The organism is Streptosporangium sp. NPDC001681, assembly GCF_040298085.1.
Taxonomy (GTDB): Bacteria; Actinomycetota; Actinomycetes; order Streptosporangiales; family Streptosporangiaceae; genus Streptosporangium.
Genome location: NZ_JBEOZN010000144.1, coordinates 1 through 24,063, shown reverse-complemented (window position 1 = coordinate 24,063; position 24,063 = coordinate 1). Strand labels below are relative to the sequence as shown.

The 24,063-nt window shown below is 67.7% G+C and carries 13 protein-coding genes; 8 read left to right on the top strand and 5 right to left on the bottom strand.

Features of this window, described 5'->3' with window-relative positions; genetic code table 11:
- Positions 1 to 66 precede the first annotated feature (66 nt).
- Together ABT130_RS40295 and ABT130_RS40290 are read left to right on the top strand one after the other, a co-directional pair.
- Positions 67 to 4,068 carry a type I polyketide synthase gene (locus ABT130_RS40295; RefSeq protein WP_350964760.1) on the top strand — a complete coding sequence of 1,334 codons (4,002 nt, stop codon included), beginning with the start codon at positions 67 to 69 and terminating at the stop codon, positions 4,066 to 4,068.
- A 240-nt stretch (positions 4,069 to 4,308) separates the two neighbouring features.
- A complete protein-coding gene (locus ABT130_RS40290) occupies positions 4,309 to 5,361 on the top strand; it encodes an enoyl-CoA hydratase/isomerase family protein (protein WP_350964757.1) in 1,053 nt (350 codons plus the stop codon).
- A 66-nt stretch (positions 5,362 to 5,427) separates the two neighbouring features.
- Here the strand turns inward: ABT130_RS40290 and ABT130_RS40285 are convergent, their stop codons facing one another.
- Complete coding sequence (locus tag ABT130_RS40285) at positions 5,428 to 7,188, bottom strand: ABC transporter ATP-binding protein (RefSeq protein WP_350964754.1); 1,761 nt, start codon at positions 7,186 to 7,188, stop codon at positions 5,428 to 5,430.
- Between the two features lie 82 nt (positions 7,189 to 7,270).
- On the opposite strand from ABT130_RS40285, the gene ABT130_RS40280 reads away from it, so the two are divergent.
- Positions 7,271 to 7,432 carry a hypothetical protein gene (locus tag ABT130_RS40280; RefSeq protein WP_350930096.1) on the top strand — a complete coding sequence of 54 codons (162 nt, stop codon included), beginning with the start codon at positions 7,271 to 7,273 and terminating at the stop codon, positions 7,430 to 7,432.
- 463 nt (positions 7,433 to 7,895) lie between these two features.
- Here the strand turns inward: ABT130_RS40280 and ABT130_RS40275 are convergent, their stop codons facing one another.
- Together ABT130_RS40275 and ABT130_RS40270 are read right to left on the bottom strand one after the other, a co-directional pair.
- Positions 7,896 to 8,834 (bottom strand): NAD-dependent epimerase/dehydratase family protein, encoded by a 939-nt coding sequence (locus tag ABT130_RS40275; RefSeq protein ID WP_350964751.1) that lies wholly within the window; start codon positions 8,832 to 8,834, stop codon positions 7,896 to 7,898.
- A gap of 64 nt (positions 8,835 to 8,898) precedes the next feature.
- Positions 8,899 to 10,128: a methyltransferase domain-containing protein gene (locus tag ABT130_RS40270; protein ID WP_350930098.1), complete on the bottom strand. Its 1,230-nt coding sequence runs from the start codon at positions 10,126 to 10,128 to the stop codon at positions 8,899 to 8,901.
- Between the two features lie 260 nt (positions 10,129 to 10,388).
- Between ABT130_RS40270 and rfbB the strand changes: the two genes are divergently transcribed.
- Positions 10,389 to 11,369, top strand: a complete 981-nt coding sequence (rfbB, locus tag ABT130_RS40265; protein ID WP_451935541.1) for a dTDP-glucose 4,6-dehydratase — start codon at positions 10,389 to 10,391, stop codon at positions 11,367 to 11,369.
- 489 nt (positions 11,370 to 11,858) lie between these two features.
- On the opposite strand, the gene ABT130_RS40260 is transcribed toward rfbB, so the two are convergent.
- Positions 11,859 to 13,094, bottom strand: a complete 1,236-nt coding sequence (locus ABT130_RS40260; protein ID WP_350964746.1) for a glycosyltransferase — start codon at positions 13,092 to 13,094, stop codon at positions 11,859 to 11,861.
- A gap of 740 nt (positions 13,095 to 13,834) precedes the next feature.
- Between ABT130_RS40260 and asnB the strand changes: the two genes are divergently transcribed.
- From asnB to ABT130_RS40245, 3 genes are all read left to right on the top strand, one after another.
- Positions 13,835 to 15,679: an asparagine synthase (glutamine-hydrolyzing) gene (asnB, locus tag ABT130_RS40255; RefSeq protein WP_350964743.1), complete on the top strand. Its 1,845-nt coding sequence runs from the start codon at positions 13,835 to 13,837 to the stop codon at positions 15,677 to 15,679.
- A gap of 428 nt (positions 15,680 to 16,107) precedes the next feature.
- Positions 16,108 to 16,806: a thioesterase II family protein gene (locus ABT130_RS40250; RefSeq protein ID WP_350930102.1), complete on the top strand. Its 699-nt coding sequence runs from the start codon at positions 16,108 to 16,110 to the stop codon at positions 16,804 to 16,806.
- A gap of 301 nt (positions 16,807 to 17,107) precedes the next feature.
- Entirely contained in the window at positions 17,108 to 18,655 is a 1,548-nt protein-coding gene (locus ABT130_RS40245) for a glycosyltransferase family 39 protein (protein WP_350930103.1), read from the top strand.
- Between the two features lie 74 nt (positions 18,656 to 18,729).
- Here ABT130_RS40245 and ABT130_RS40240 read toward each other — a convergent pair whose 3' ends face one another.
- Positions 18,730 to 19,806: a DegT/DnrJ/EryC1/StrS family aminotransferase gene (locus ABT130_RS40240; RefSeq protein WP_350964740.1), complete on the bottom strand. Its 1,077-nt coding sequence runs from the start codon at positions 19,804 to 19,806 to the stop codon at positions 18,730 to 18,732.
- 504 nt (positions 19,807 to 20,310) lie between these two features.
- Here ABT130_RS40240 and ABT130_RS40235 point away from each other — a divergent pair.
- Positions 20,311 to 24,063: type I polyketide synthase (locus ABT130_RS40235; protein ID WP_502992244.1), on the top strand; the 3,753-nt coding region annotated here is incomplete at its 3' end.

Genomic DNA, 24,063 nt, shown 5'->3' with positions numbered 1-24,063 from the left:
CGAACTGGGCCGCTCGAAAGATCTGTGATTCGAGCCCGCGTCTGAACAATGTGAAGGGCCACTCTCATGTCCGAAGACCGGAAGCTCGTCGAGTACCTGAAGTGGGTCACCGCCGATCTGCACGAGACCCGTCGACGGCTCGAAGAGGTGGAGTCGGGCAGGCACGAGCCGATCGCCATCGTGTCGATGTCATGCCGCTTTCCGGGCGGGGTCGACTCCCCTGAGGATCTGTGGCGGTTGCTGTCCGAGGGACAGGACGTGATCTCTTCGTTCCCGGTCGATCGGGGCTGGGACGCGGAGACGATGTCGGCGATAGGCATGGAGTGTCAGGGCGGGTTCTTGTCCGAGGTGGCGGGGTTCGACCCTGGGTTCTTCGGGATCTCGCCGCGTGAGGCGCTGGCGATGGATCCGCAGCAGCGGTTGCTGCTGGAGGGGGTGTGGGAGGCGATCGAGCGGGCCGGCATCGACCCGGTCTCGCTGAGAGGTAGCCACACCGGGGTGTTCATGGGCACCAACGGCCAGGACTACATGAATCTGTGCCTGGAAACCGGGACAGATGTAACGAACTATTTCCTCACCGGTGCAGCGGCCAGCGTGCTGTCGGGCCGCCTGTCCTACACCCTGGGCCTGGAGGGCCCGACGATGACAGTCGACACCGCGTGCTCGTCGTCCTTGGTCGCCATGCACCTGGCGGCGCAGGCGCTGCGCTCGGGCGAGTGCGGCCTGGCGCTGGCAGGCGGTGTCACGGTGATGGCCACCCCGCTCAGCTTCCTCGGCTTCGGCGTGGAGAGCGGAATGGCGCCCGATGGTCGGTGCAAGGCGTTCTCCGACACCGCGGACGGCACCAGCTGGTCCGAGGGCATGGGCATGCTGGTACTGGAACGGCTGTCGGATGCCCGCCGCAACGGCCACGAGGTCCTGGCGATCGTGCGTGGCTCGGCGATCAACCAGGATGGTGCGTCCAACGGTCTGACCGCGCCGAACGGCCCGTCGCAGCAGCGGGTGATCCGCCAGGCGCTGGCCAGTGCCGGGCTGACTCCTGCCGAGGTGGACGCGGTCGAGGCGCACGGCACCGGTACCAGGCTGGGTGACCCGATCGAGGCTCAGGCACTGCTGGCCGCCTACGGCCAGAACCGTGAAGCCGACCGGCCGCTGCTGCTGGGCTCGATCAAGTCGAACCTCGGGCATACCCAGGCGGCGGCGGGCGTTGCCGGTGTGATCAAGATGGTCATGGCGATGCGGCACGGAGTGCTGCCCAGGACACTGCACATCGACGCCCCGTCGTCGCACGTGGACTGGGCCTCGGGCGCGGTGGAACTGCTGACCGAGCCGACCGAGTGGCCGCAGACCGGCCGTCCGCGCCGGGCGGGTGTGTCGTCGTTCGGAATCAGTGGCACCAACGCGCACGTGATCATCGAACAGGGGCCGGAGGTGCCGCAGGCCGAGCCAGGTGCGCAGGACCCGGCGTCGGCGGCGGGTTTGGTGCCGTGGGTGGTGTCCGCCAGAAGTGGCGAGGCGCTGCGTGAGCAGGCGCGACGGCTGGCGGCGCATGTCAGTGCGCACCGTGAGCTGGAGCAGGTGGATGTGGGTTTCTCACTGGTCACGACTCGGTCGGCTTTCGAGCATCGGGCGATGGTGCTGGCCGGCGATCGTGATGGTGTGCTGGCCGGCCTGCGGGCCGTTGCCGAGGACCTGCCGGGTGCGGGTGTGGTGCGCGGTGTGGCACGGGCGGAGCCGAAGCTTGCGGTGTTGTTCACCGGTCAGGGGAGTCAGCGGGCGGGGGTGGGCCGGGAGTTGTATGGGCGGTTCCCGGTGTTCGCGACGGCGTTGGACGAGGTGATCGCGGAGCTCGAGCCGCTGCTGAGGAGGTTCGACCGGGAGCCGGCCGGAGGGGCGGGACGTTACCGGGGTTGTTCGTTGCGGGAGGTGCTGTTCGCCGAGCAGGGCAGTGAGACGGCGGGGTTGCTGGATCGGACCGGGTGGGCGCAGCCGGCCCTGTTCGCGGTGGAGACGGCGTTGTTCCGGCTGGTGTCCTCGTGGGGGGTGCGGCCGGCTGTTTTGGCGGGGCATTCGATCGGGGAGATCACCGCTGCGCATGTGTCCGGGGTGCTGTCGCTGGCCGACGCGTGTGCGCTGGTGGCGGCGCGGGCGCGGTTGATGCAGGCGCTGCCGCCGGGTGGGGCGATGGTGGCGGTGCAGGCTGCCGAGAAGGAGGTCGCCGAGCTGCTGGTGGGACGCGAGGGTGAGGTGTCGGTCGCGGCGGTGAACGGCCCGGCCTCGGTGGTGATCTCCGGGGTGGGGGAGGCGGTGCTCGCGCTCGCCGCGGTCCTCGAAGGGGGCGGGGTGCGGACCAAGCGGTTACGGGTGTCGCATGCGTTCCATTCGCCGTTGATGGAGCCGATGCTGGCGGACTTCCGCGCCCTGGCCCGGACGCTCACCTACAGCCCGCCACGGATTCCGCTGGTGTCGACGGTGACCGGGGAGGCGGCCTCGGCGGAGCAGTTGTGCTCGCCGGACTACTGGGTGGACCAGGTCCGCGGCGTGGTCCGTTTCGCCGACGGGGTGCGCACGCTGCATCATCAGGGCGTACGGGCCTACCTGGAGCTGGGCCCCGACGGCGTGCTCACCGCCATGGCGGGAGACACCCTCGTGGCAGAGTCGGACGTGGCGCTGGTGCCGGTACTGCGCAAGGACCGTGATGAACAGACTGCGGCGATGACGGCGTTGGCCGAACTGCACGTGCGCGGGGTGCCGGTGGATTGGCGAGCGGTGCTTCCAGCCGGGCGCCAGGTCAAGTTACCGACGTACGCTTTCGAGCACCGACGCTTCTGGCCCGAGGCGACCGGTTCCCGTATGGGGGACACGGCGGCGGGATTGGCCGCGGTGGATCTGGCCGTGTCGATACCCGAGGCCGACACGGCGCGGGAGCGGTTGCGCGGGCTTGGAGAAGCACAGCAGTACGAGGTGCTACAGGAACTGGTGCAGCGTCATGCGGCTGCCATTCTCGGCCACGGCGACTTCTCGGCCGTCGATTTCGAACGTGATTTCTTCGAGCTGGGCTTCGACTCGTTCACCGCGGCCGAATTGCGTAACTCCCTTGCCAGGGCGGTTGGTTGGGAATTCCCGCTGATGGCGGTGTTCGAGAACAAGAACTCCACCGGTCTCGCCCGTTGGCTGCGGAATGAGCTCGTCACCCGGATGGATGCCGGCCAGGCGACTGCGGCCTCGGCGGCCCAGGTGGACGACACCCTGGCAGGGTTGTTCCGCGGCGCTTTCCGTTCCGGGAAGGCGCAGGAGGCGTTCGGGTTGCTGTATGCCGTGGCGAGGACCCGGCCCATGTACGACGCACCCGTCGATCCGCGAGAAATCCCTCGACCGGTGACGCTGGCCAGTGGCGCGGCTCGGTCTCGCTTGATCTGCGTGAGTTCGTCCACGGTGACCGGTGGCGTTCATCAATATGCGCGGTTCGCCGCGCACTTCCGCGGGGAAAGAAACGTCTTGGCGCTTCCCTTGCTCGGCTACGCTCTCGGTGAGGGCCTGCCCGCCACGATCGACATCGCCCTCGAAAGCATCGCGGAAGGCATCGTGCAGGCCAGTGAGGGGGAGCCGTTCGTGCTCGTCGGTCATTCGGCCGGCGGCATTCTCGCTTACGGCGCAGCCGGTGTACTGGAGAAGTCGGGGGTCTCCCCGGAGGCGGTGGTGATGATGGACTCCTTCCATCCCAGCGCAGGTGGCGATTCGCAGATGCTGTCCGAGCAGGTGCTGCAGTACATCCTGCAGATGGAGACGGTTTTCGGCGAGTTCAACAGCGCGCGATTGTCCGCTATGGGGTACTGGTCGGCAATTATGTCCGACATCAAACTGGCAGACGTGAATGCGCCCGTGCTGTTCGTGCAGTGCGCGGAGCCGTTCTCTGACGTCGAGCCTGAATCGGATTACTGGCGGGCGACGCCGTTCGACCCGTCGCATGCCGTACGGACGATCGAGGCGAACCACTTTTCGATGCTCGCCGAGAAGGCGGCGGACACGGCCCGCCTGATCGACGGCTGGTTCCGACTGGCACACTGACCGTCGCGAAACCTACCGGGAAGATCAGCCGGACCTGAAACGATCACAAGCGTGAGTTGTCTGACTAGTAATTGTGCGAGTCGCTTCTGCGGTTCACTGTGTCCAGCGTCATCGGCACAGCGAAGGGCCCGAGGGCCCATGAGTATCGCGGAACCGGGCATCGGCAGGCAGTGAACGAAGAGATCGCTCGGGAACTCGCCGGATGGCGCGATACGTGCGGCAGGAGGGTTTGTCAGACCAATGGATCGTGCAGCTCTGCCCAGTGAAGAGCCCGATGAAGAGTCCGGTGAGGAACAGACGGACCGCCGGCCGGAGGATGGCGGCGCAGCGGGTCTCGAACTGTCCACGTTGCGGCTTGAGCAGTCGGGTCGGGTGCTGACGGCGTGGGTGGACGCCCCGCCGTTCAACTACATGACCTTGCCGATGCAACGGGACTTCATCCGGCTCGTCGAGGCGGTGGAGCACGACGTCTCGGTCGGCGCGGTCGTCGTCACCGGCGCGCGGCCCGGCCGGTTCATCACGCACTTCGACATCGCCCACCTGTCCTCGCAGGCGGATGGCACGCCAGAGATCTCCCATGCGGTCGCTCGGAACCTGTACCGGAGTGTGCGGGCCATGACGGGCTGGGCGGGTGAACGTCTGGTCGCCCGTTCCCCGGTCAAAGGGCTGCTCGCGGTAACCCAGTTCCATGACATGGCGCTGCGGCTGATGTATTCCCCGGCGGTGTGGATCGCCGCGGTGAACGGGCCGTGCGGCGGCGGTGGCCTGGAGATGTCGGTCTTCTTTGACATGCGCGTATCGGCTGACCGTGATGCCGGCTTCGGCCTGCCCGAACTGTCGGTGGGGTTGAACACCGCCTTGGGCGGGCAGCGACTCGTCCAGCTCGTCGGGCCGTCCCGAGCTTTGGAGATGATGCTCGAAGCGCGTTTCTACGCACCGCAGGAGGCTCTGGAACTGGGTTTGGTGAACCGGGTGGTGCCGGCCGAGGAACTGCTGGACACGGTCCAGCGGATGGCGGAGCGCTACGCCAGGCGGCCGCGGAAGGTTGTGGCCCTGCAGAAGCGGATCTTCAACGACGCCCATTCCACCTCGGCCCGGGCCAGTCTTACCCAAGAGGCCACCGCCACATTGATGAGCATGTCATCACCGACCACCCAGGCCGCTATGCGGCGGTGGTTGCAGATGCAGGAGGGCACCAACGGCGACTCGGTGTTCCTGACCCGGCCCGAACCCTGGACCGAGGGCACCGTGCTCGACATGAACGTTCCTGTGCACGGACCGACGCCGCCATGATCCGTGCTTTCCCCGCCGCGGCGGGGAAAGCACGGATCATATGCACCACGTCGGCTCCCTGGAGCATCAGGACGTGACGAGGAACTGGGTCGCGGCAAGCTCGCGGTAGAGGTCGTCGGCGTCGACCAACTCGTCATGAGTGCCGTAGGCGCGGACCCGGCCTGCCTCCATGAGGATGATCCGGTTGGCGCCGGTGACGGTGGACAGCCGATGGGCTATGACCAGGACCGTGGTCTCTCGCGCCACCTCGGCCACCACCTCGCGCAGGCGCAGCTCGTTCATGGCGTCGAGCTGCGAGGTGGCCTCGTCGAGCAGCAGCAAACGGGGTTTGCGGAGCAGTGCCCTGGCGATGGCCACCCGCTGGCGCTCCCCGCCCGAGAGCAGGACGCCGCGGTGGCCGACAGGCGTATCGAGGCCTTCGGGCAGGCGGGCGATCAGATCGTCCAGGCGGGTGCGGGCCAGGGTGTGGGCGATCTCCTCCTCGGTAGCGCCAGGCGCTCCGAAGACGAGGTTCTCCCGGAATGTGCCAGCGAGGACGGGGGCGTCCTGCTCCACGTAGCTGAGCGAAGCGCGCAGCTCGCTCAGTGGCCACTCGCGGATGTCTCGGCCACCGATGAGGATCGTCCCGGCCTGTGGCTCGTAGAACCGTTCGATGAGCCCGAAGACCGTGGACTTGCCGGCTCCCGAAGGGCCGACCAGGGCTGTCATGCCACCAGCGGGCACCTTGAAGTTCACCTGGTTGTGGATGATCGGCCGGTCTTCGCCGTACCGGAAGACCACGCCGCTGAAGGTGAGGCCGACGGGGGCACCGGTCTCCGGCTTCCACGTCTCGGGGGTGGGCGGCTCGGACGGAAGCTCGGAGATCTCCTGGATGCGAGCTATCGCGGCCAGGCCGTTCTGTATCTGGGTGAGGTTCTGGATCAGCGTCCCGATTGGGGACACCAGGTAGAACAGGTAGAGAAGGAACGCGATCAGCGACGAGATCTCCATCGACCCGCTGGCGACACGCGCGCCGCCCACTCCAAGCACGGCGAGGAACGCCAGCTGGGTTGACATCCAGGCGGCGATGCCCGTGACCGAGCTCCACGCGGCGGCGGTCACGCCGCGGTCACGCGCCTCGGTGGCCGCGGCGCCCACCAGCGCGATCTCGCGTGACTCGGCCCCGCTGGCCTTGACCGTGCGGAACGCCTGGAGAGTACGGTCGAGCGCGGAGTTCATCTCGCCCAGGGCCACCTGGGCCTGGAGCGACGCCCGGCGGATGCGCGGCGTGATCGACGCCGCTATGAGGCCGATCAGGGCGATCACCGCGAGCGTGATCATGAGGAGCAGGCCGTCGATGATGGCCATCAGCACCACCGCACCCAGGAACACGAAGATCGCGTCCACTGAGCTGGCCAGCGCCTCCGTGCAGACGGCGCGCAGCAGCGTGGTGTCGGAGTTGACCCGGGAGAGCAGGTCCCCCGGCTTGAGCCGGTCCACGTCGGCCACCCTGAGCCGCAGGATGCGATCAACGAGGCTCATGCGCGAGGCCAGCACGATTCCCTCGCCCATCCGCTCGAGCAGGAAGCGCCCCGCCGTCAAGACCAGGGCCGCCACCAGGACCGACGCCGACAGCCAGAGCACCGGGCCGATGAGGTCGCCACCCTTCCCGAAGGTGTCGATCACGCTCTTGGCGAGGATCGGCATCGCCAGCCCGGCGGAGCTGCCCACCAAAGTGAGCACGCCACCCAGCAGCAGCACGCGCTTGTGCGGGCGGACTAGGTCGAACAGCAGCCGCCACGAGTTCCGCTTGCTCAGCTTCCGCTTGCTCAGGCCGCTCGGTGCCACCCGCCCGCGAAGAATCTCCCCCCGCCGAAGCGCTTGTGCGCCGCCTGCTTTCCGACCCCGACGGCCTGCGCTATGTGCACCCATGACTCCCCTGTACGCGTACCCGGCGCACCTGGACGGCGGCCAGCCGATCGACCTGGCGGCGCAACTCGGCGGCGGCACGCAGCGCACGCAAAGGGTCGTCCCCTTCTGCTTCGGTCACCAGAGCCACGATTTCCCCATTCGTAAGGTCAACGTACGTTGACCACCCAAGGGGTCGTTCACATCGATGTCGACACCATTGACCGCGTCGATCCGCTGACCGTCCACGTGAAAACCGTGTGTCGGTCCACGGGTTGTGATCATGGAAATCCCTCTCGCCGCCCACGGCCAGTAGCGACACTAGATGTCGAAAGACCAGGAAATCACCGGAGTTCGTGGCGTATGGGACCGGTTGACAGCCTCGGGCTGGGGCTCACCGGCCCAGCTTCTAGTGTTTTTGCGAGTCGCTGCTGGGTTTCACTGGTCGGAGTGGCATTCGGCGCGATGAAGGGGTAAACGGATCGTGAGTACCGCGGACGACGTCAGTACCGCTTGGGTCCGTCGTTATCATCCGGTGGTGGGGGCGGGTAAGCGCCTGGTGTGCTTTCCGCACGCGGGTGGGTCGGCGAGCTTTTTTCGTCCGGTCTCGGCCAGGTTCTCGCCGGGTGCCGATGCGGTGCTGATCGTCAGGCGTGCCAGGTGCTCCAGGCGTCGGCGATCATCTCGGTAAGGCCCGATCGCTCGGGAAGCCAGCCGAGTTCTTTCACCGCGCGGCTGTTGTCGGCCGTGAGGATCTGCGGTTCCCGCTTGGGCGGCGCCTTTCGGACCGGTACCGGAAGGCCGGTCACAGCTTCCGCTGTCGCCACGACCTGCGCCATGCTGGACGCGGTGCCGCTCCCTATGTTGTAGACGCGGTGCTCGCCCACCTTCACGGCGGCGAGCGACAGCCGCATCGCTGTCGCCACGTCGAGGATGTGGACGAAGTCGCGGACCGCGGATCCGTCGCCGTTGAGTGTGATGTACGGCAACTCGCCGGTGAGCGCGCGGAATACGTTCGGGATGATACGCGCGGTGTCGGTGTCGGTGCGCCCATTGGCCGCTCCGGCGATGTTGAAGCACCGAAGCGTGACCGCGCCAATCGCTCCAGTGGCGGCGTACGCCGCGACGAGCTGCTCCGCCCCGACCTTTGACGCCGCGTAGGGACTCTCCGGGTGGGGTTCCAGATCCTCGCCCAGGGCACCGACGTGCTGCGAGCCGTAAACCTTGTCGGTCGATGCGAACACGAATCGAGCCGGCGGCACCGATTCACGGATGTCGTCGAGCGCCATAAGGAGGTTGAGGGTGCCAACCACGTTTACGTCGTAATACGTCAGCGGGTCGGCGAACGAGTCCCGCCCTCGGGACACTGCGGCGAGGTGGCATACCGCGTCGAAGCGTCCGGCGGCGACTATTTCCCGGATTCGGCCGCGGTCCCGGACATCGCCTTCCACCAGGCCGACGCCGACGTGCCGCCCCGCGTCCGTGCGGCCCCGGGTCAGGACGGTGACCTGGTGGCCGGCGGCAAGAAGGTCGAGGGTGACCGCATGGCCGAGATAGCCCAGACCTCCAGTGACCAGGACATGCACGTCAGTTCCTCCAGACGATCGTCATGTGACATTCCAGGCCAATAGGATCATCCGGCTAACCACTTCACTTGATGGACAGCTCCGGGAACGGCACGACGAACGCGCCGCCGGCTGCCGAGAACGCCGCCGACCGGGCACGGATGCTGGCCTCGAAGTTCCAGGCGAACAGCACGCAGTAGTCGGCCGCGTTCGCGGCCAACCGCTCGGAGCTCACAATGGGGATACCGTCGCCCGGCGTGTACTTGCCCACCTTGCGCGGGTTGTCGTCGACGATCCAGGCGATCTCACCGCCCACTCCGGCCTGGGAGAGCAGGGTGACGGCCCGCGCCGACGCGCCGTACCCGCAGATCCGCCGGCCGACTCTCGACAGGCCGCCCAGCACGTCGTTGAGGGTCGTGCAGACCCGGTCGATGCGGTCCGCGAAGCCGTCGAGAAAACTGCCGTCGGGCACCCCCGCGTCGACCTCGGCCTGCAGGATCCGGTCGAATCCGGCCGTCGAGGGGCGGGCCTCGTCATCGCGGCGTATCCAGCAGCGCAACGAGCCTCCCTGGGTCGGGATGAGCTCGGCGTCGGACACCGTGAGCCCGTTCGCCTCGGCCGCCTGTGCCAGCACGTGCAGGGAGAAGTACGAAAGGTGCTCGTGGTAGACGAACTCAAAGATACCGTGCTGGACCATCGGCAGGACGTGCGCGACCTCGATGACGGCGCAGCCACCCGGTTTGAGGAGCAGGCGGATCGCGCGGAGAACTCCGTTCACGTCGTTGACGTGGGCGAGCACATTGCTGCCCAACACCGCGTCAACGGGCCCGATGTCACTCAGTATCTTCTCGGCCGACTCCACACCGAAATGCGCGGTCAGCGTTGGAATTCCCTGCTCCTGCGCGTGGACCCCGAGCTCGACCGCCGGGTCGACGCCGAGCACCCGCATGCCGCGCTCGGCGAAGAAGCTCAGTTGCGTGCCGTCGTTCGAGCCGATTTCGAGCACCTTCGCCCCGGCGGCCAGCTCCAGTCGATCCGTGACCCGGGTGGCCAGCGCACGGCAGTGGTCGACGAGGGCAGGAGCGGCACCCGTGGCGTACCGGTAGTCGGCGAACAGCACCGATCGGGGAACGACGTCCACAAGCTGGACCAGGCCGCACCCGGCGCAGCGCACGAGGTCCAATGGGTACCGGTGCTGAGATCGGGCCGCCTCGGCCGTGGGTGCGATGTCGTTGGCGGGCGGAGTCGGGGTGAGCGAGACCACCTGTTCCAGACGGTTGGTCCCGCACACCAGGCAGCGGCCGGTGGTGTCCATCAGCGTTCTCTCCTTCCACCCATCGTGTTGCCCAGCCGTCGTGGCCACCGCGCTCGATCTGGCGGAAGTCCTTTCGACAGCTCACGACAAGTCCTCGATCAGCTGGCGGTCGGAGCTTACGTCCGCCAACACTAGGGGAATTACCTGATCGGCTGAGGCACAATCACCTGAACGAAACCCCTTGATCTGGGGGAATCACATGATCGCCGACACCGTGTTTCCGTCCGAGTTGTCCGCCAGAGGCGAGGCAGGTAACGCGGATGAAGGAGTATCAGATGCGAATCCTGGTCACTGGCGGAGCTGGGTTCATCGGATCCCATTTCGTACGGTCAATGTTGGACGGCCGATATCCCGGCCATGAGGACACCCGAGTCACCGTTCTGGACAAGTTGACCTACGCCGGCAGGAGGGAGAACCTGCCCGAGGCACATCCGAAGTTGACCTTCGTGCGTGGTGACATCTGCGATCGGGAGCTGCTGGCCGATCTTCTGCCCGGACACGACGGAGTCGTGCATTTCGCTGCCGAGTCGCACGTCGACAGGGCCGTGGACGACGCGGACCCGTTCGTGTGGGCCAATGTGATGGGCACCCACCGCCTTCTCGAACAATGCGGGACGAGTGGAATTCAGCGCGTCGTGCACGTGTCCACCGACGAGGTGTACGGGTCGATCGAGCAGGGATCATGGACGGAACGGTTTCGGCTCGAGCCCAACAACCCGTACTCGGCGTCGAAGGCGGCCAGCGATTGCCTCGCCCGATCGCACTGGCGCACTTACGGCCTGGACTTGTCGATCACCCGATGCTCCAACAACTATGGACCCCGGCAGCATCCGGAGAAGATCATTCCCCGTTTTGTCACCCGCCTGCTCCAGGGGCGCGACCTCACGCTGCACGGCGACGGCGGCGCCATCCGCGAATGGCTGCACGTCGACGACCACTGCCGCGGCATTTCCATGGTCCTTGACAAGGGTCGCGCCGGCGAGATCTACAACATCGGCGGCGGGATAGAACTCACCAACCGTGAGCTGACCGGCCTTCTGCTCGAACTGGCCGGGGCCGATTGGGACCGGGTCCGCTATGTGGCAGACCGGCGGGCTCAGGACCACCGGTACTCGATCGACCACAGGAAGATCACCGAGGAGATCGGGTTCGAACCCATGATCGATTTCAGGGAAGGTCTCGCGGGCACCATCACCTGGTACCGGGAGAACCGATCCTGGTGGGCGGCTCTTGACGCGTAGTGGTCGCGGCCGGAAGTCCCGGTGACGGTTCGCGGGTTGGCGTGCGGAGCCATCCCGCGCGGTGATGCGATTTCTGACGGCCCGCCGTACGGGGACATGCGGGTACTCTCGGTGATTTCGGTCAGTGCCTCTGCACCGCGACTCGTGACCGCCGGTCGACAACGCGATCGCGCGAGGTCATGCGCCTCGCCGTACGGTTTTCGTGTTCGGCGTGGACGGCATCGACGTCCTGGCCCCTCTCCGGGGCAGTGGTGGTGGATCGGCGGGGGCGACCATGACGGGTCTGCCGGTCCCGGCTGAAGTCGGGAGCCCACCGCGCCAGGTCGCCGTCCGTGTCGGTTCGGTACCGCCGGACCCACACCTGCTGCGATACCGGTGCTCATGGCGCGCTGTCGGCGAAGACCGCCCGCAGGATCTTCATCGGGATCCGGTCATAGCGGACCGGGCGGCCATACCGGCGGGCCCACCGCGCTGTGACCGGAGCCACTTCTACCTGGCCACGAACACCTCCTCGATCGCGCGAACCGCCATCCCCGTCCCGTCCTCCTTACGGATCGCGGCACCGAGTGCCCGAGCGCGGGTGGCCATACCGCTGTCGGTGAGCAGGCGATTGAGCGTGCCTCGCAACCAGCCGGCCTTGAGGGCGTGGTGGTGACGAGGCGGGGGCCCGACGCCGAGCTGCGCGATTCTCCTTCCCCAGTGGAGCTGATCACCTTGAAGCCACACGACCGCCTGTGGGATACCGGCCCGGAACGCCGCCGCGGTCGTCCCGGCCCCCCCGTGATGGACGACGCACGCGGCGCGGGCATAGAGCCACCCGTGCGGGACGAAGTCCGCCAGAAAGATGTTGGGCGGCAGCTCCTGGTCTCCGAGCCCCGCCCAGCCGGATTGCAGGACGACACGCCGGTCCAGGCCGCGAACCGCCTTAAGCAGCTGCTCTGTGACCGCACGGGCGTCGAACCCGTTGTTCGAGCCAAAGCCGATCACCACCGGCGGCTCGTCGGCGATGAACGCCGCGAGGTCGTCCGGGGGTACGTACTCCGGTTCCTCGAGAAACCAATATCCCGTGGTGCGGTAGGTGGACTCGAAGAGCGGATCGTGCTTGAGGATGCTCGGGCTGATGGCGATGAGGTTGAGCAGGCGCGAATGGCTCGCGTCGAAGAGAACGTCGCGCCAGGGCGGAAGGCCGGCTGCGGCGACGACAGGGTTGAACAGTTTGTCGGTCGCGAGCCTGACCCCCCCGCCAACGACCGACCATGCGAGGGCGTTGCCGACGGGCCCGAAATCGATATTGTTCGGGCCATGCCCGCGCGCCCGGTGCAGTGGCCAGGTGTGGTGCACGCTCACCTGGGGCGTGCCGACCGCGCGCGCCGCGGCGACCGCGCCGATGGCCAGCGGTGAGTTGATGACGACGTCGGCCTCACGGGCCAGCGCCATCAGTTGCGGTACCGCGGCACGCTGCTCCTGCGACAGGAATTCGATCACAACCGTCAGTTGTCGCAGCTTGTTCTTCTCGTTGAGAATACGGATGTAGTTCGCCTGGAATTCCGTCTCGTTCCAAGTCGGCCTGCCGACGAAGGGAACACCGACAGCGTCGGCGCGCGCTGCGTAACCGTCGGAGGCCGAGAGCTTGACGTCGTGGCCCTCCGCGAGCAGACGCTTTCCGAGGGCAAGAAAAGGCTGGAGGTCCCCCTCCGAGCCGACGGTTACTATGAGGACACGCATCGCATCAAAGCCGGACAGTCGAGGGTCGGATCAGCGGCGGTCGGAGTTGGGCTCACTCTTGATTGCCTCCCTGGATCGGCTGCCGAAGTGACATGTGTGACGGATCCGAGCAGCGATCTTGCTTGCCTGTCCGGCACATCCTGGTGCGACCGATTCCCGGAAATCATTAGAATCACGGCGCCGATGCGGGTGACGTGCGGGTCTTCGCCGCCGCACAAGGGAGTCCGGTGCGGCGTTCCTCATCGGAAGCCCGGATCCACCTTGGCTCCGGACCTCGGGAAGGCGGCCCTGACAGCCTTGGCTTCTCGGTCGCGCGTCCGTGACCTCCATAAGCACCGGCCGGGGCTTGAGCACCTACCGGGTTTCAGTTGCCGCCGGCCTGCCGGGCCGGAATTCGCCCCACCTGCCGCCGAGCGTTACCCAAACACGCTCAACTCATCCCCGCCCTGACCAAACCCGACTAGGCGTTTTCCTAGAAAAGTGTCCATAACATCAGGTTTCAGCAGGGCGTCGGGGCCGGCGCCTGCAGTTACCAGGGCGGAGGTGGACGATGACATCTCCCCGGATGTCGTCCAAGCCCCAATCGATAGGTGAGTGCCGGGTGCCGGCCGCCTCCCGGCGGAAGGCCAGGTCTGCGGCAGATCCCTCAACCTTCATGAGTGCTCTGTTGGGATCTAACCGAGCAGAGCACTCACGAGAGCCGTGGTCGATTTCTGTGACAGACAAGGAGAGGACCGGTTATGTGTGGGATCACGGGCTGGGTGTCCTATGACGCGGACCTGACCGAACAGCAGGCCACGATTGACGCGATGACCGTCACCATGGCGCTGCGCGGGCCCGACGCCTCCGGAACGTGGCTGCAACGGCATGCCGCGCTCGGTCACCGAAGGCTGGCGGTCATCGACCTGGACGGTGGCGTGCAACCGATGGAGTTCGCCACGCCGAACGGTCCGGTGGTCCTGGTGTACAGCGGCGAGACCTACAACTTCATCGAACTGCGCAGGGAACTGCAGGCCCGAGGGCACCGGTTCCGTACCGCGAGCGACACCGAGGTCGTGTTGCACGGTTATCTCGAATGGGGTGAAAGCGTCGCCGACCACCTCAACGGGATGTTCGCATTCGCCATCTGGGATACCCGTGATCAGAAGCTTGTCATGATCCGCGACCGGCTGGGGGTGAAGCCGCTCTACTACTACCCGACCCGCGACGGTGTGCTGTTCGGATCGGAGCCAAAGGCGATTCTGGCCAACCCTCTCGCTCGCAAGGCAGTCGACATCGACGGGATACGCACGGCGGTGACCGGCATCGGGCAGGGGCAGGCGATTTGGAAAGGGATGTACGAGGTCGAGCCGGGCACGGTCGTCACTGTCAACGCGAGCGGAATCCGCAACAGGACGTACTGGAGGCTCCAGACGGCGCCGCACACCGATAACCAGAAGAGCACGATCGAACGAGTGCGGCAGTTGCTCAGCGACACCGTCGGCCGACAGTTGATCTCCGACGTGCCCCAGTGCGTTCTGCTCTCCGGTGGGCTGGATTCCAGCGCGATCGCCAGTCTCGCGTCGCCCAAGCTGGCCGCGGACGGTGAACGGCTACGTACATTCTCGGTCGACTTCGTCGATCACGTCGATCGCTTCAGAGCAGATGTGTTTCGGACCACCCCGGATGCGCCGTTCGTCAAGGATATGGTCGACCTGATCAGGCCGGTACACCGGCAGGTGGTGCTGAACGCGGAAGATCTGTCCGATCCGGCCATTCGCCGTGCCGTGATCACGGCACGGGACACACCGAATGCGTTCGGTGAATCAGATATCTCAATGTACCGACTGTTTCGAGAAATACGCAATGAGTCGACGGTGGCCCTGTCCGGCGAGGCGGCGGACGAGAACTTCGGCGGCTACCAATGGTTCCACAACGACCTTCGCGAACTTCCCATCTTTCCCTGGATGGCGGCGGTACTCGGCGCGCAGCCCAGCACCCACACCGTCATGCCTTTCACGGCGGAAGCGCTGGCGGCCATGGGATTGGAAAGCTACCTGGGGGACCAGTATGCGACGGCGGTGGCGGCTGTCGATCACCTCGACAGCGCGTCGCGTGTCGAGCGTCAGATGCGCGTCATATTCCACATGCACCTGACCCGGTTCCTGCGGATGCTGCTCGATCGTAAGGACCGCCTCTCTATGGCGGTCGGCCTTGAGGTGCGGGTTCCGTACTGTGATCACCGTCTCGTCGAGTATGTCTACAACACGCCGTGGAAGCTCAAGTCGTTTGACGGCAGGGAGAAGAGCCTGCTGAGGCACGCGGTAAAGGACCTGCTTCCGCCATCGGTGGCCAATCGGGTGAAGAGCGGTTACCCGACAATGATGCATGACATTCGCTACTCGAGCGCCCTGCAAATTCAGGGCAAAGAGGTGCTGGCGGACGTCCATAGCCCGCTGTTCACGCTGTTCAACCGGGAATGGCTGAAGTATGCGGTCGAGATGGACTCGTCGAAGATATCGCACGGGGAGAAGCTCCTCCTGGACAAAATAATTGACATGTACTATTGGCTTGACATCTACTCGCCCGAGTTCGCCCTGTCCTGACCACTCTGCCGTGGGCCGTTCGCCACTCTGGAGAATGAACCTTCAAGGTGGCGGTCCGGGTAACGCCGACTCGGGCACCGTGAACATCAAGGCGAGCCTGACCTGGCCCGTCCGCCTCTCCCCTGAACGCCCGCGGCCGGTTGCGCGCACTGGTCACGGGTGCGCCGGTCACCCCGGCGCCGGGGTCCGGTACGCCGGCCGACCCGTGGCGGGTCGATCTGGTCGACGGCGTCGAACCGGACGTATGGCGGGACGGCGACTTCAGCGGAGATCCCGATGTGCGGCCGGAGTACTGGCTTCTAGTGATTTTGCGAGTCGTTGCCGGGGTTCACTGGTCGGAGTGGCATTCGGCGCGATGAGGGGGTCAACAGATCGTGAGTACCGCGGACGACGTCAGCACCGTATGGGTCCGTCGTTATCATCCGGTAGTGGGGGCGGGTAAGCGCCTGGTGTGCTTTCCGCACGCGGGTGGGTCGGCGAGTTTCTTTCGTCCGGTCTCGGCCAGGTTCTCGCCGGGTGCCGATGTGGTGGCGATCCAGTATCCCGGGCGGCAGGATCGGTTGCGGGAGCCGTGCATCACCGACATCGGCGTCCTGGCGGATCGGATCGTCGATGAGCTGATCACGTTGTCGGAGAAGCCGACGGTCTTCTTCGGGCACAGCATGGGGTCGGTGATCGGTTTTGAGGTGGCCTGCCGGCTTGAGCGCAAGGGTGTCGGCGCGCCGCACACGTTGATCGCCTCGGGGCGGCGCGGGCCGTCCACTGTGCGGGATGAGTCGGTGCATCGGCGTGATGACGATGGCATCATCGCCGAGCTCAAGCTGCTGAACGGTACGGATGCCGGGTTGCTCGGTGATGAGGAGATCCTGCGGATGGCGTTGCCCGCGCTGCGGGGTGATTATCGTGCGATCGAGACCTACCGTGGGGATCCGGAGCAGAGCATGGGTGGTTCGATCACCGTGCTGACCGGGGATGCCGATCCGAGGACGACGGTCGAGGAGGCGGAGGTCTGGAGCCGGCACACCTCGGGGCGTTTCCGTATGAGGGTGTTTTCCGGGGGGCATTTCTTCCTCACCCGGCATCAGCGGGCGGTGAACGAGGAGATCGCCCTGGAACTCGGGGCGTAGCGCGAGACATGCGACACGGCCGACCTCAAGCCGCCGACGTCACGGCTTGAGCAGACCGGCCGGATCTTCAACGGAGCCTTCTCCGTCTCGACCTGGGAGAGCCTGGCTCAGGAGGCGATCGCCACGCCGGTGAACGTGCTGCGGCACCGGTCGCGGATGCGGGAGGGCGCCGGCGGCGACCCGGTGCTCCTGACGCGGCCGGACCCTGGATCGAGGGAACCGTCCTCGACGTGAACGTTCCCGTGCGGGGACTGACGGCGCCGTGATCGGCGGCCATAGCCTACGTGAGGGTGGATGACGGATGAACGAGCCTGTCGTGAAGGCGCCGGAGGCGACTGTGGCGGCCGCCGCGCCGGAGGGCACCATCGCACCTCTGGCATGGGGTCCCGTGTCGGTCATCGCCGGAGCGGTCGCGGTGCTGCTGCTGGTGACGAGCGGCCGATACGGCTACTTCGCCGACGAGCTGTACTTCGTGGCGGCAGGCGGGCATCTGAACTGGGGTTACGCCGATCAGCCGCCACTGCTGCCGCTGATCGCACACGTGATGGACACGCTCTTTCCCGGATCCCTTGTCGCGCTGCGACTTCCGGCGACGGTGCTCACGGCGTTGGGGGTCGTCGTCGCCACCCAGATCGCCAGGGAACTGGGCGGCCGGCGCCGGGCGCAGGTGATGACCGCCGCGGTGTCCGCCATCGGCATGGTCGTCAACGGTCACCTCCTGGCCACGAACGCCTTCGACGCGTTCCTGTGGGCGGTGGTCTCATGGCTGGTGGTCCGCTGGGTTCGGTTGCGGGAGGAGGGGCGGCAGGACGACCGCCCGCTGCTGTGGGCGGGCGTCGCCACGGCCGTCGCCCTGCAGGTCAAGTTCCTGATCCCGGTGCTGTGGCTGGCGCTGGGAGCCGCCGCGCTCGCGGTGGGACCACGGGACCTGCTGCGCAGGCCGCTGCTGTGGGCCGGTGCCGCGATCACCCTGCTGACGATGCTCCCCGGGCTGGCCTGGCAGGCCGGCAACGGATGGCCGCAGTTCGAGATGGTCCAGACGGTGTCCGCGGAGGGGAGCCTGAACGGCGGCCGCGCGTCGTTCCTCCCGCTCGTGCTCGTCCAGCCCGGTCTGCTGATCGGGGCCGTGCTGGCCTGGTACGGCCTGTGGCGGCTCCTGCGGTCCACACTGCTTGGGCCCTACCGGTTCTACGGCGTGGCCGCCGTCGCGGTGATCCTGATCTTCTGGCTGGCCGGTGGCCGGTGGTACTACGTGACCGGGCTGTTCCCGGTGCTGTGGTCCGTGGCCGCGGTCGAACTGCAGCGGCGCCGGCCGGCGCGCTGGTGGCGTTGGGTGCCCACCTGGCCGGTCTTCGCGCTGTCGGTGCTGCCGGCCCTCTACTGGCTACCGGTCCTGCCCGGGGCCTGGGTGCAACAGCCCAGGGCCGGCGAGAACCTCGGGGTCAATATCATCACGATCGGCCAGTTCGGCTGGCCGGAGTTCACCGACACGGTCGGCCGGGCGTACCGGACACTGCCGCCGGACGAACGGCGGAACGCCGTAGTGATCACCAGCGTCTACTGGCAGGCCGCCGCCATCGAGTTCTACGGCGGCGAGCGGGGGCTGCCGAAGCCGTACAGCGGCAGCCGTGGCTACTGGTACTTCGGCATGCCCCCCCAGGGGGCCGGCACGGTGCTGTACGTCGGCGATGAGGGCGAGCGGCTGCGAACGTACTTCGGCGACGTACAGCAGGTGGCCACCGTGGACACCGGCCTTGGCCTGGAAGCCGGCACGCCCATCTGGCGGTGCCGTGATCCGCGGGCCTCGTGGCCGGAGCTGTGGCCGGAGTTCCGGCGGACGGCCATCTGAAGCGACTGGCGGGTAGAGCGGAGGCGTACTGACCGGGGACGCGAGAGGGTCCGACCGGTCAGGCCGCCGAAGGGTCACATGTGCCGCGTGGCCTGACCCGTCAGGTAGAACTCGCGTACCTTCCCGATCACCCGGTCCTGGTCGGACTCGGTCAGCCCGGGGTCGGTGGGCAGATAGAGACCGTCGGCCGCGAAGCGGGCGGCGTTCAGCGCCGGCCAGTCGGGGTTGAAGTACATCGGCTGGCGGCTCATGGGCTGGAAGAACGGCCGGGTCTCGATCCCCGCGTCGGTCAGGAACTCCCGCAGCTCCTCCCGCCGCTCCGCCCGGATGTCGTACATCCACAGGACGTCGCGGGGCGGCATGACGGTGATCCCGTCGACGCCGTCGAGCCCGCTGTCGTAGTGGTTCTCGATCCGCTTGCGGATGGCGAGTATCTCGTCGATCTGCTCCAGCTGGGCCAGGGCGACCGCGGCCTGCATGTTGGTCATGCGGAAGTTGTAGGCCAGCTTCTTGTGGATGAAGTCGTGTTCCTTACTGAAGGCCATGCTGCGCAGGTGGGCCATCTGCTGGGCGAGCTGCTCGCTGTTCGTGACGCAGACACCCCCCTCACCGGCAGTGATGATCTTGTTGGCGAACAGCGAGAAGCACGCGATGTCACCCACCGGGCGCACACCGTGCGCCTCCGCCGAATCCTCCACCACTCTCAGGTTGTACTCGTGCGCGAGCTTCATGATCGCGTCCATGTCACACCGCCGGCCGTAGACGTGCACCGGCATGATGACCTTGGTACGAGGGGTGATCCGAGACTCGATCAGCGAGACGTCGATGTTGAGGTCGTCGGCGCAGTCCACGAACACCGGCACCGCGCCGGTGTAGGTGACCGCCCACGCGGTGGCGACCATGGTGAACTCGGGCACCAGGACCTCGTCGCCGGGGCCGACTCCGAGCGCCCGCAGCGCGAGGGTGAGAGCGGTCGTGCCCGAGGAGCACGCGACGCCGTACGCGACGCCGTTGTACTGGGCGAACTCCTCCTCGAAGCGCCTGACGAAGGGGCCCTGCGAGGATATCCAGCCGGAGCGGACGGCCTCGGTGAGGTACTCCAGTTCCCGTCCTGCGAGGTACGGCTTTGACACCTGATATTCGAACGTCATGGAGTTCCTCACTCATCAGCCAGCCGGCTCGTCGGCACGGGGTGACAAGAGGCGCTCGGAAAGTCCCGCCTTCCCCGCCGCGCCGCGACGCGGGACCCTCCGGACACGCGCCGGGTCAACTACAGGAGAACCCGGGCGGCACTCGTGAAAACACTAGGATCCGCGCGCCACGGGGCACGAGACCGGGTCGGCTCAGGTCATCGTGGCGAACAGGGCCGGGGGCGTGGCCGGTGGGACGCCTGGCCTGGTGAGGCACCGGAGGCGACTCCTTCCGCGTCGCCGGGTCACAATCACGCGCGCACCCTCTTTTTCGCGCCGCCTGACCTGCGGTGCCGCACAACTAGTGAAACGCGCAGCGTGCGCTCGGCATAGTTCGTGCTGGCCGTGAGGCCACGAGCCGGATGTGGCGATTCGAGCGCCCGCCCTTGCCGGGCGGCGGATCGAGTTTCCGCATGTCGGCATTACGACGTGTATGGGGAGCGGCGCGTGAATCGATCCGAGTTCATGCCTGGCCATGACTCCGGCACGGATGACGATCGCATCGCGATCGTCGGAGTGTCCTGCCGGTTGCCCTCCGCGCCAGGTCCGGCGGAGTTCTGGCGGCTACTGCGCGACGGCGTGAGCGCCGTGTCCACGGTGCCGCCCGGCCGCTGGAGCGCGGATACGGAGTTCGGTTCCGGCGCGCACGGCGCGTTCCTGGACGGGATCGACCGGTTCGACGCCGGGTTCTTCGCGATCTCACCCCGTGAGGCCCGCGCGATGGATCCCCAGCAGCGGCTGATGCTGGAGCTCGGCTGGGAGGCTCTGGAGAACGCGCGTATCGCGCCCGCTCCCCTCCGCGGCACCGACGTCGGCGTGTTCATCGGTGCGATGGCCGACGACTACGCGTTGCTGAGCCGCCAGAGCGGCGCGGCGGGAATCGGCCATCACTCGCTCACGGGCGTCAACCGCAGCATCCTCGCCAACCGGGTGTCGCACTTCCTCGCTCTGACCGGCCCGAGCATGGCCGTGGACACGGGCCAGTCGTCATCGCTGGTGGCGGTGCACCTCGCCTGTGAGAGCATCCGCAGTGGCGAGTCCAGCATGGCCCTCGCGGGTGGGGTCCAGCTCAACCTCGCCGCGGAGAGCGCCCTGGCGGCCGCGGAGCTCGGCGCGCTCTCCCCGGACGGCAGGTGCTTCACCTTCGACGCGCGGGCGAACGGTTACGTCCGCGGCGAGGGCGGCGCCGTCGTCCTTCTCAAGCCGCTGTCGCGTGCCCTCGCGGACGGCGACCACGTGTACTGCGTCATCGCGGGCAGCGCGGTCAACAACGACGGTTCCGGTGAGGCGCTCACCACCCCGAGCTCCCGGGCACAGGAACGGGTGCTGCGGTCGGCGTATCGGCGCGCAGGCGTGGACCCGGCGAGCGTCGGCTACGTCGAGCTGCACGGCACCGGCACCAGGGTGGGCGATCCCATCGAGGCCGGCGCGCTCGGCGCGGTGCACGGCACGGGCCGCTCGGACGCGCCGCTGTGGGTGGGATCGGCCAAGACCAACGTCGGCCATCTGGAGGGCGCCGCCGGCATCGTCGGGCTGCTCAAGACTGTGCTGGCCATCGAGCACCGGCTGCTGCCGCCGAGCCTGAACTTCGAGCGGCCGAACCCCGCGATCAGCTTCGACGAGTGGAACCTGCGCGTGGTGGCGTCTCCGACGCCGTGGCCGGTGAGCCACGGTGACGGTGACGGGCGTCTCGTCGCGGGCGTCTCGTCGTTCGGCCTCGGCGGCACCAACTGCCATGTCGTGCTGACCTCCGCCCCGGAGCGCACCCGCCCTGTCCCGGTGACCGGGAGTGGGGTCGCCGTACCCGAGGGCATCGAGGAACGGCCCGAGCCGGAGACGTCGTCACCGGTGTCCTGGCCGCTGTCCGGCCACACCGAGAGCGCGCTGCGGGCACAGGCGGCCCGGCTCGCCCGCCACGTCAGGGAACGGGAGGACCTCTCGACCGGCGACGTGGCCTTCTCGTTGGCGACGACGCGGGCCGGCCTGCGCCATCGAGCGGTCGTCATCGGGGACGGACGCGAGCAACTGCTCCACGGGCTGGACGCGCTGTCGGAAGGGCGCTTCGCGTCAGGGCTGGTGCGTGGCAGGACCGACGTCGATCCCAGCTCCGGCGGCGTGCTCTCCGACCGGGTGGAGCGCCTCGATCAGATGCGGCTGGTCTTCGGGCTCGGCCAGCACACCACGCCGCTGGCCCGCGTATGGCAACGCCCCGGCCAGCAGGTCTTCGTCTTTCCCGGCCAGGGATCGCAGTGGGCCGGGATGGGGGCGGAGCTGCTCGACTCGTCGCCGGCCTTCGCCGCCGCCATGGCGGAATGCGAGGCGGCGCTGGCACCGTTCGTCGACTGGTCGCTGACGGGCGTCGTGCGGGGGGAACCCGGCAGCCCGCCCAGGGAACGCGCCGACGTGATCCAGCCGGTGCTGTGGGCGATCATGGTCTCCCTGGCGGCGCTGTGGCGGTCGTACGGCGTGGAACCGGCCGCGGTGGTGGGCCACTCGCAGGGGGAGGTCGCCGCCGCGTGTGTCGCGGGCGCGCTGTCGCTGGAGGACGGCGCCTGGCTGGTGACCGCCAGATCGAAGCTGATCACCGAGGTTCTCTCCGGCAGAAGCGGCATGGTCTCGGTGGGACTCCCTCCGGAGGTCGTGCAGGACCGGCTGGCACGCTGGGCGGGCCGCCTGTCCATCGGCGCCGTGAACAGCCCGTCCTCCGTGGTGGTGTCCGGGGACAACGAGGCGCTGGCCGAGATGATGGCCGAGTGGGCGGACACGGTGCAGATGGGCCGGGTCAACATCGACTACGCCTCGCACTCCTCCGTCGTCGAGCAGATCGAGGAGCGCCTGGCACCGCTGCTGGCGTCGATCCGGCCGCGCAGCTCGGAGATCCCCTTCTACTCGACGGTGACCGGCGCCCCGCTGGACACGGCGGAGCTCGACGGTGACTACTGGTACCGCAACCTGCGCCGGCCGGTCGACTTCCAGGGCGCGGTCGAGCGGCTGCTGGCCGACGGGTTCGGGCTCTTCATCGAGGTGAGCCCGAACCCGGTACTGGTCGGCAGTATCCAGGAGAGCGCGCGGATCGCCGGCCGCCCGGCGGTGGCCGTCTGCACCCTCCAGAGGCACAACGCCGGGATCTCCCGCGTGATGACCTCGATCGCCGAGCTCTACACGAACGGGGTGGAGGTCGGCTGGGAGAGGTTCCTTCCCGCCGCGTCCCGAGTCGAGTTGCCGACGTATGCGTTCCAGCGTGTCCGCCACTGGCTGGAGGGGGCCGGCCCGGAACGAGAGCGGGAGGAAGCGGGACCGCGGGCGCGGGCAGGATCGGCACCGGCGGCCGATGGGAGACCGGACAGGCCGGGCAGGCCGGACGGGCCGGACGCCGTTCGGCGGCCCGGCTCCGGCAGCCCGCTGGACCTGGTCCGCGACGCGTGCGCGGCGGTTCTCGGGACGTACGATCCCGATGGGATCGATCTCGGCCTGCCCTTCAAGGAGCTCGGTTTCGACTCCGCGATGCTCGTCGAGCTCACCACCCGGCTTGATTCGGCCGCCGGGCCGGCGCTGACCGCCACCGCTCTCTTCGATCACCCCACGCCGGCGAGACTCGCCGCCTTCCTGGGGTCCACAGCCGCCACCGGTTCCGGACCTCTGCCCCCGGAACCGGTGCTCTCTCCTCCGATGGCCGACGAGCCCATCGCGATCATCGGGATGGCCTGTCGCTACCCGGGCGGGATCGACTCCCCGGAAAGCCTGTGGCGGCTGGTCGACGCCGGTGTGGACGCCGTGTCGGCGCTGCCCGCCGACCGTGGCTGGCGGATGGGCGCCCTCGCCGCGGACCATCCCGGAGGCTTCCTCCACGGCGCGGGAGACTTCGACGCCGCGTTCTTCGGGATCTCGCCGCGTGAGGCGCTGGCGATGGAGCCGCAGCAGCGGCTGGCGCTGGAGGTGACCTGGGAGGCGGTGGAGCGGGCCGGGATCCCGCCGTCGTCGCTGGGCGGCACCCGGACCGGCGTGTATCTCGGCGCGATGGCGCAGGACTACGGCGCCCGGATGCACGAGGCGTCCGGTGACGCCGAGGGGTACACGCTGACGGGCACCTCGCCCAGCGTCCTGTCCGGCCGGGTGGCGTACACCCTGGGGCTGGAGGGCCCCGCGATCACGGTGGACACCGCGTGCTCGTCGTCGCTGGTCGGCCTGCACCTGGCCGCGCAGGGGCTGCGGTCGGGG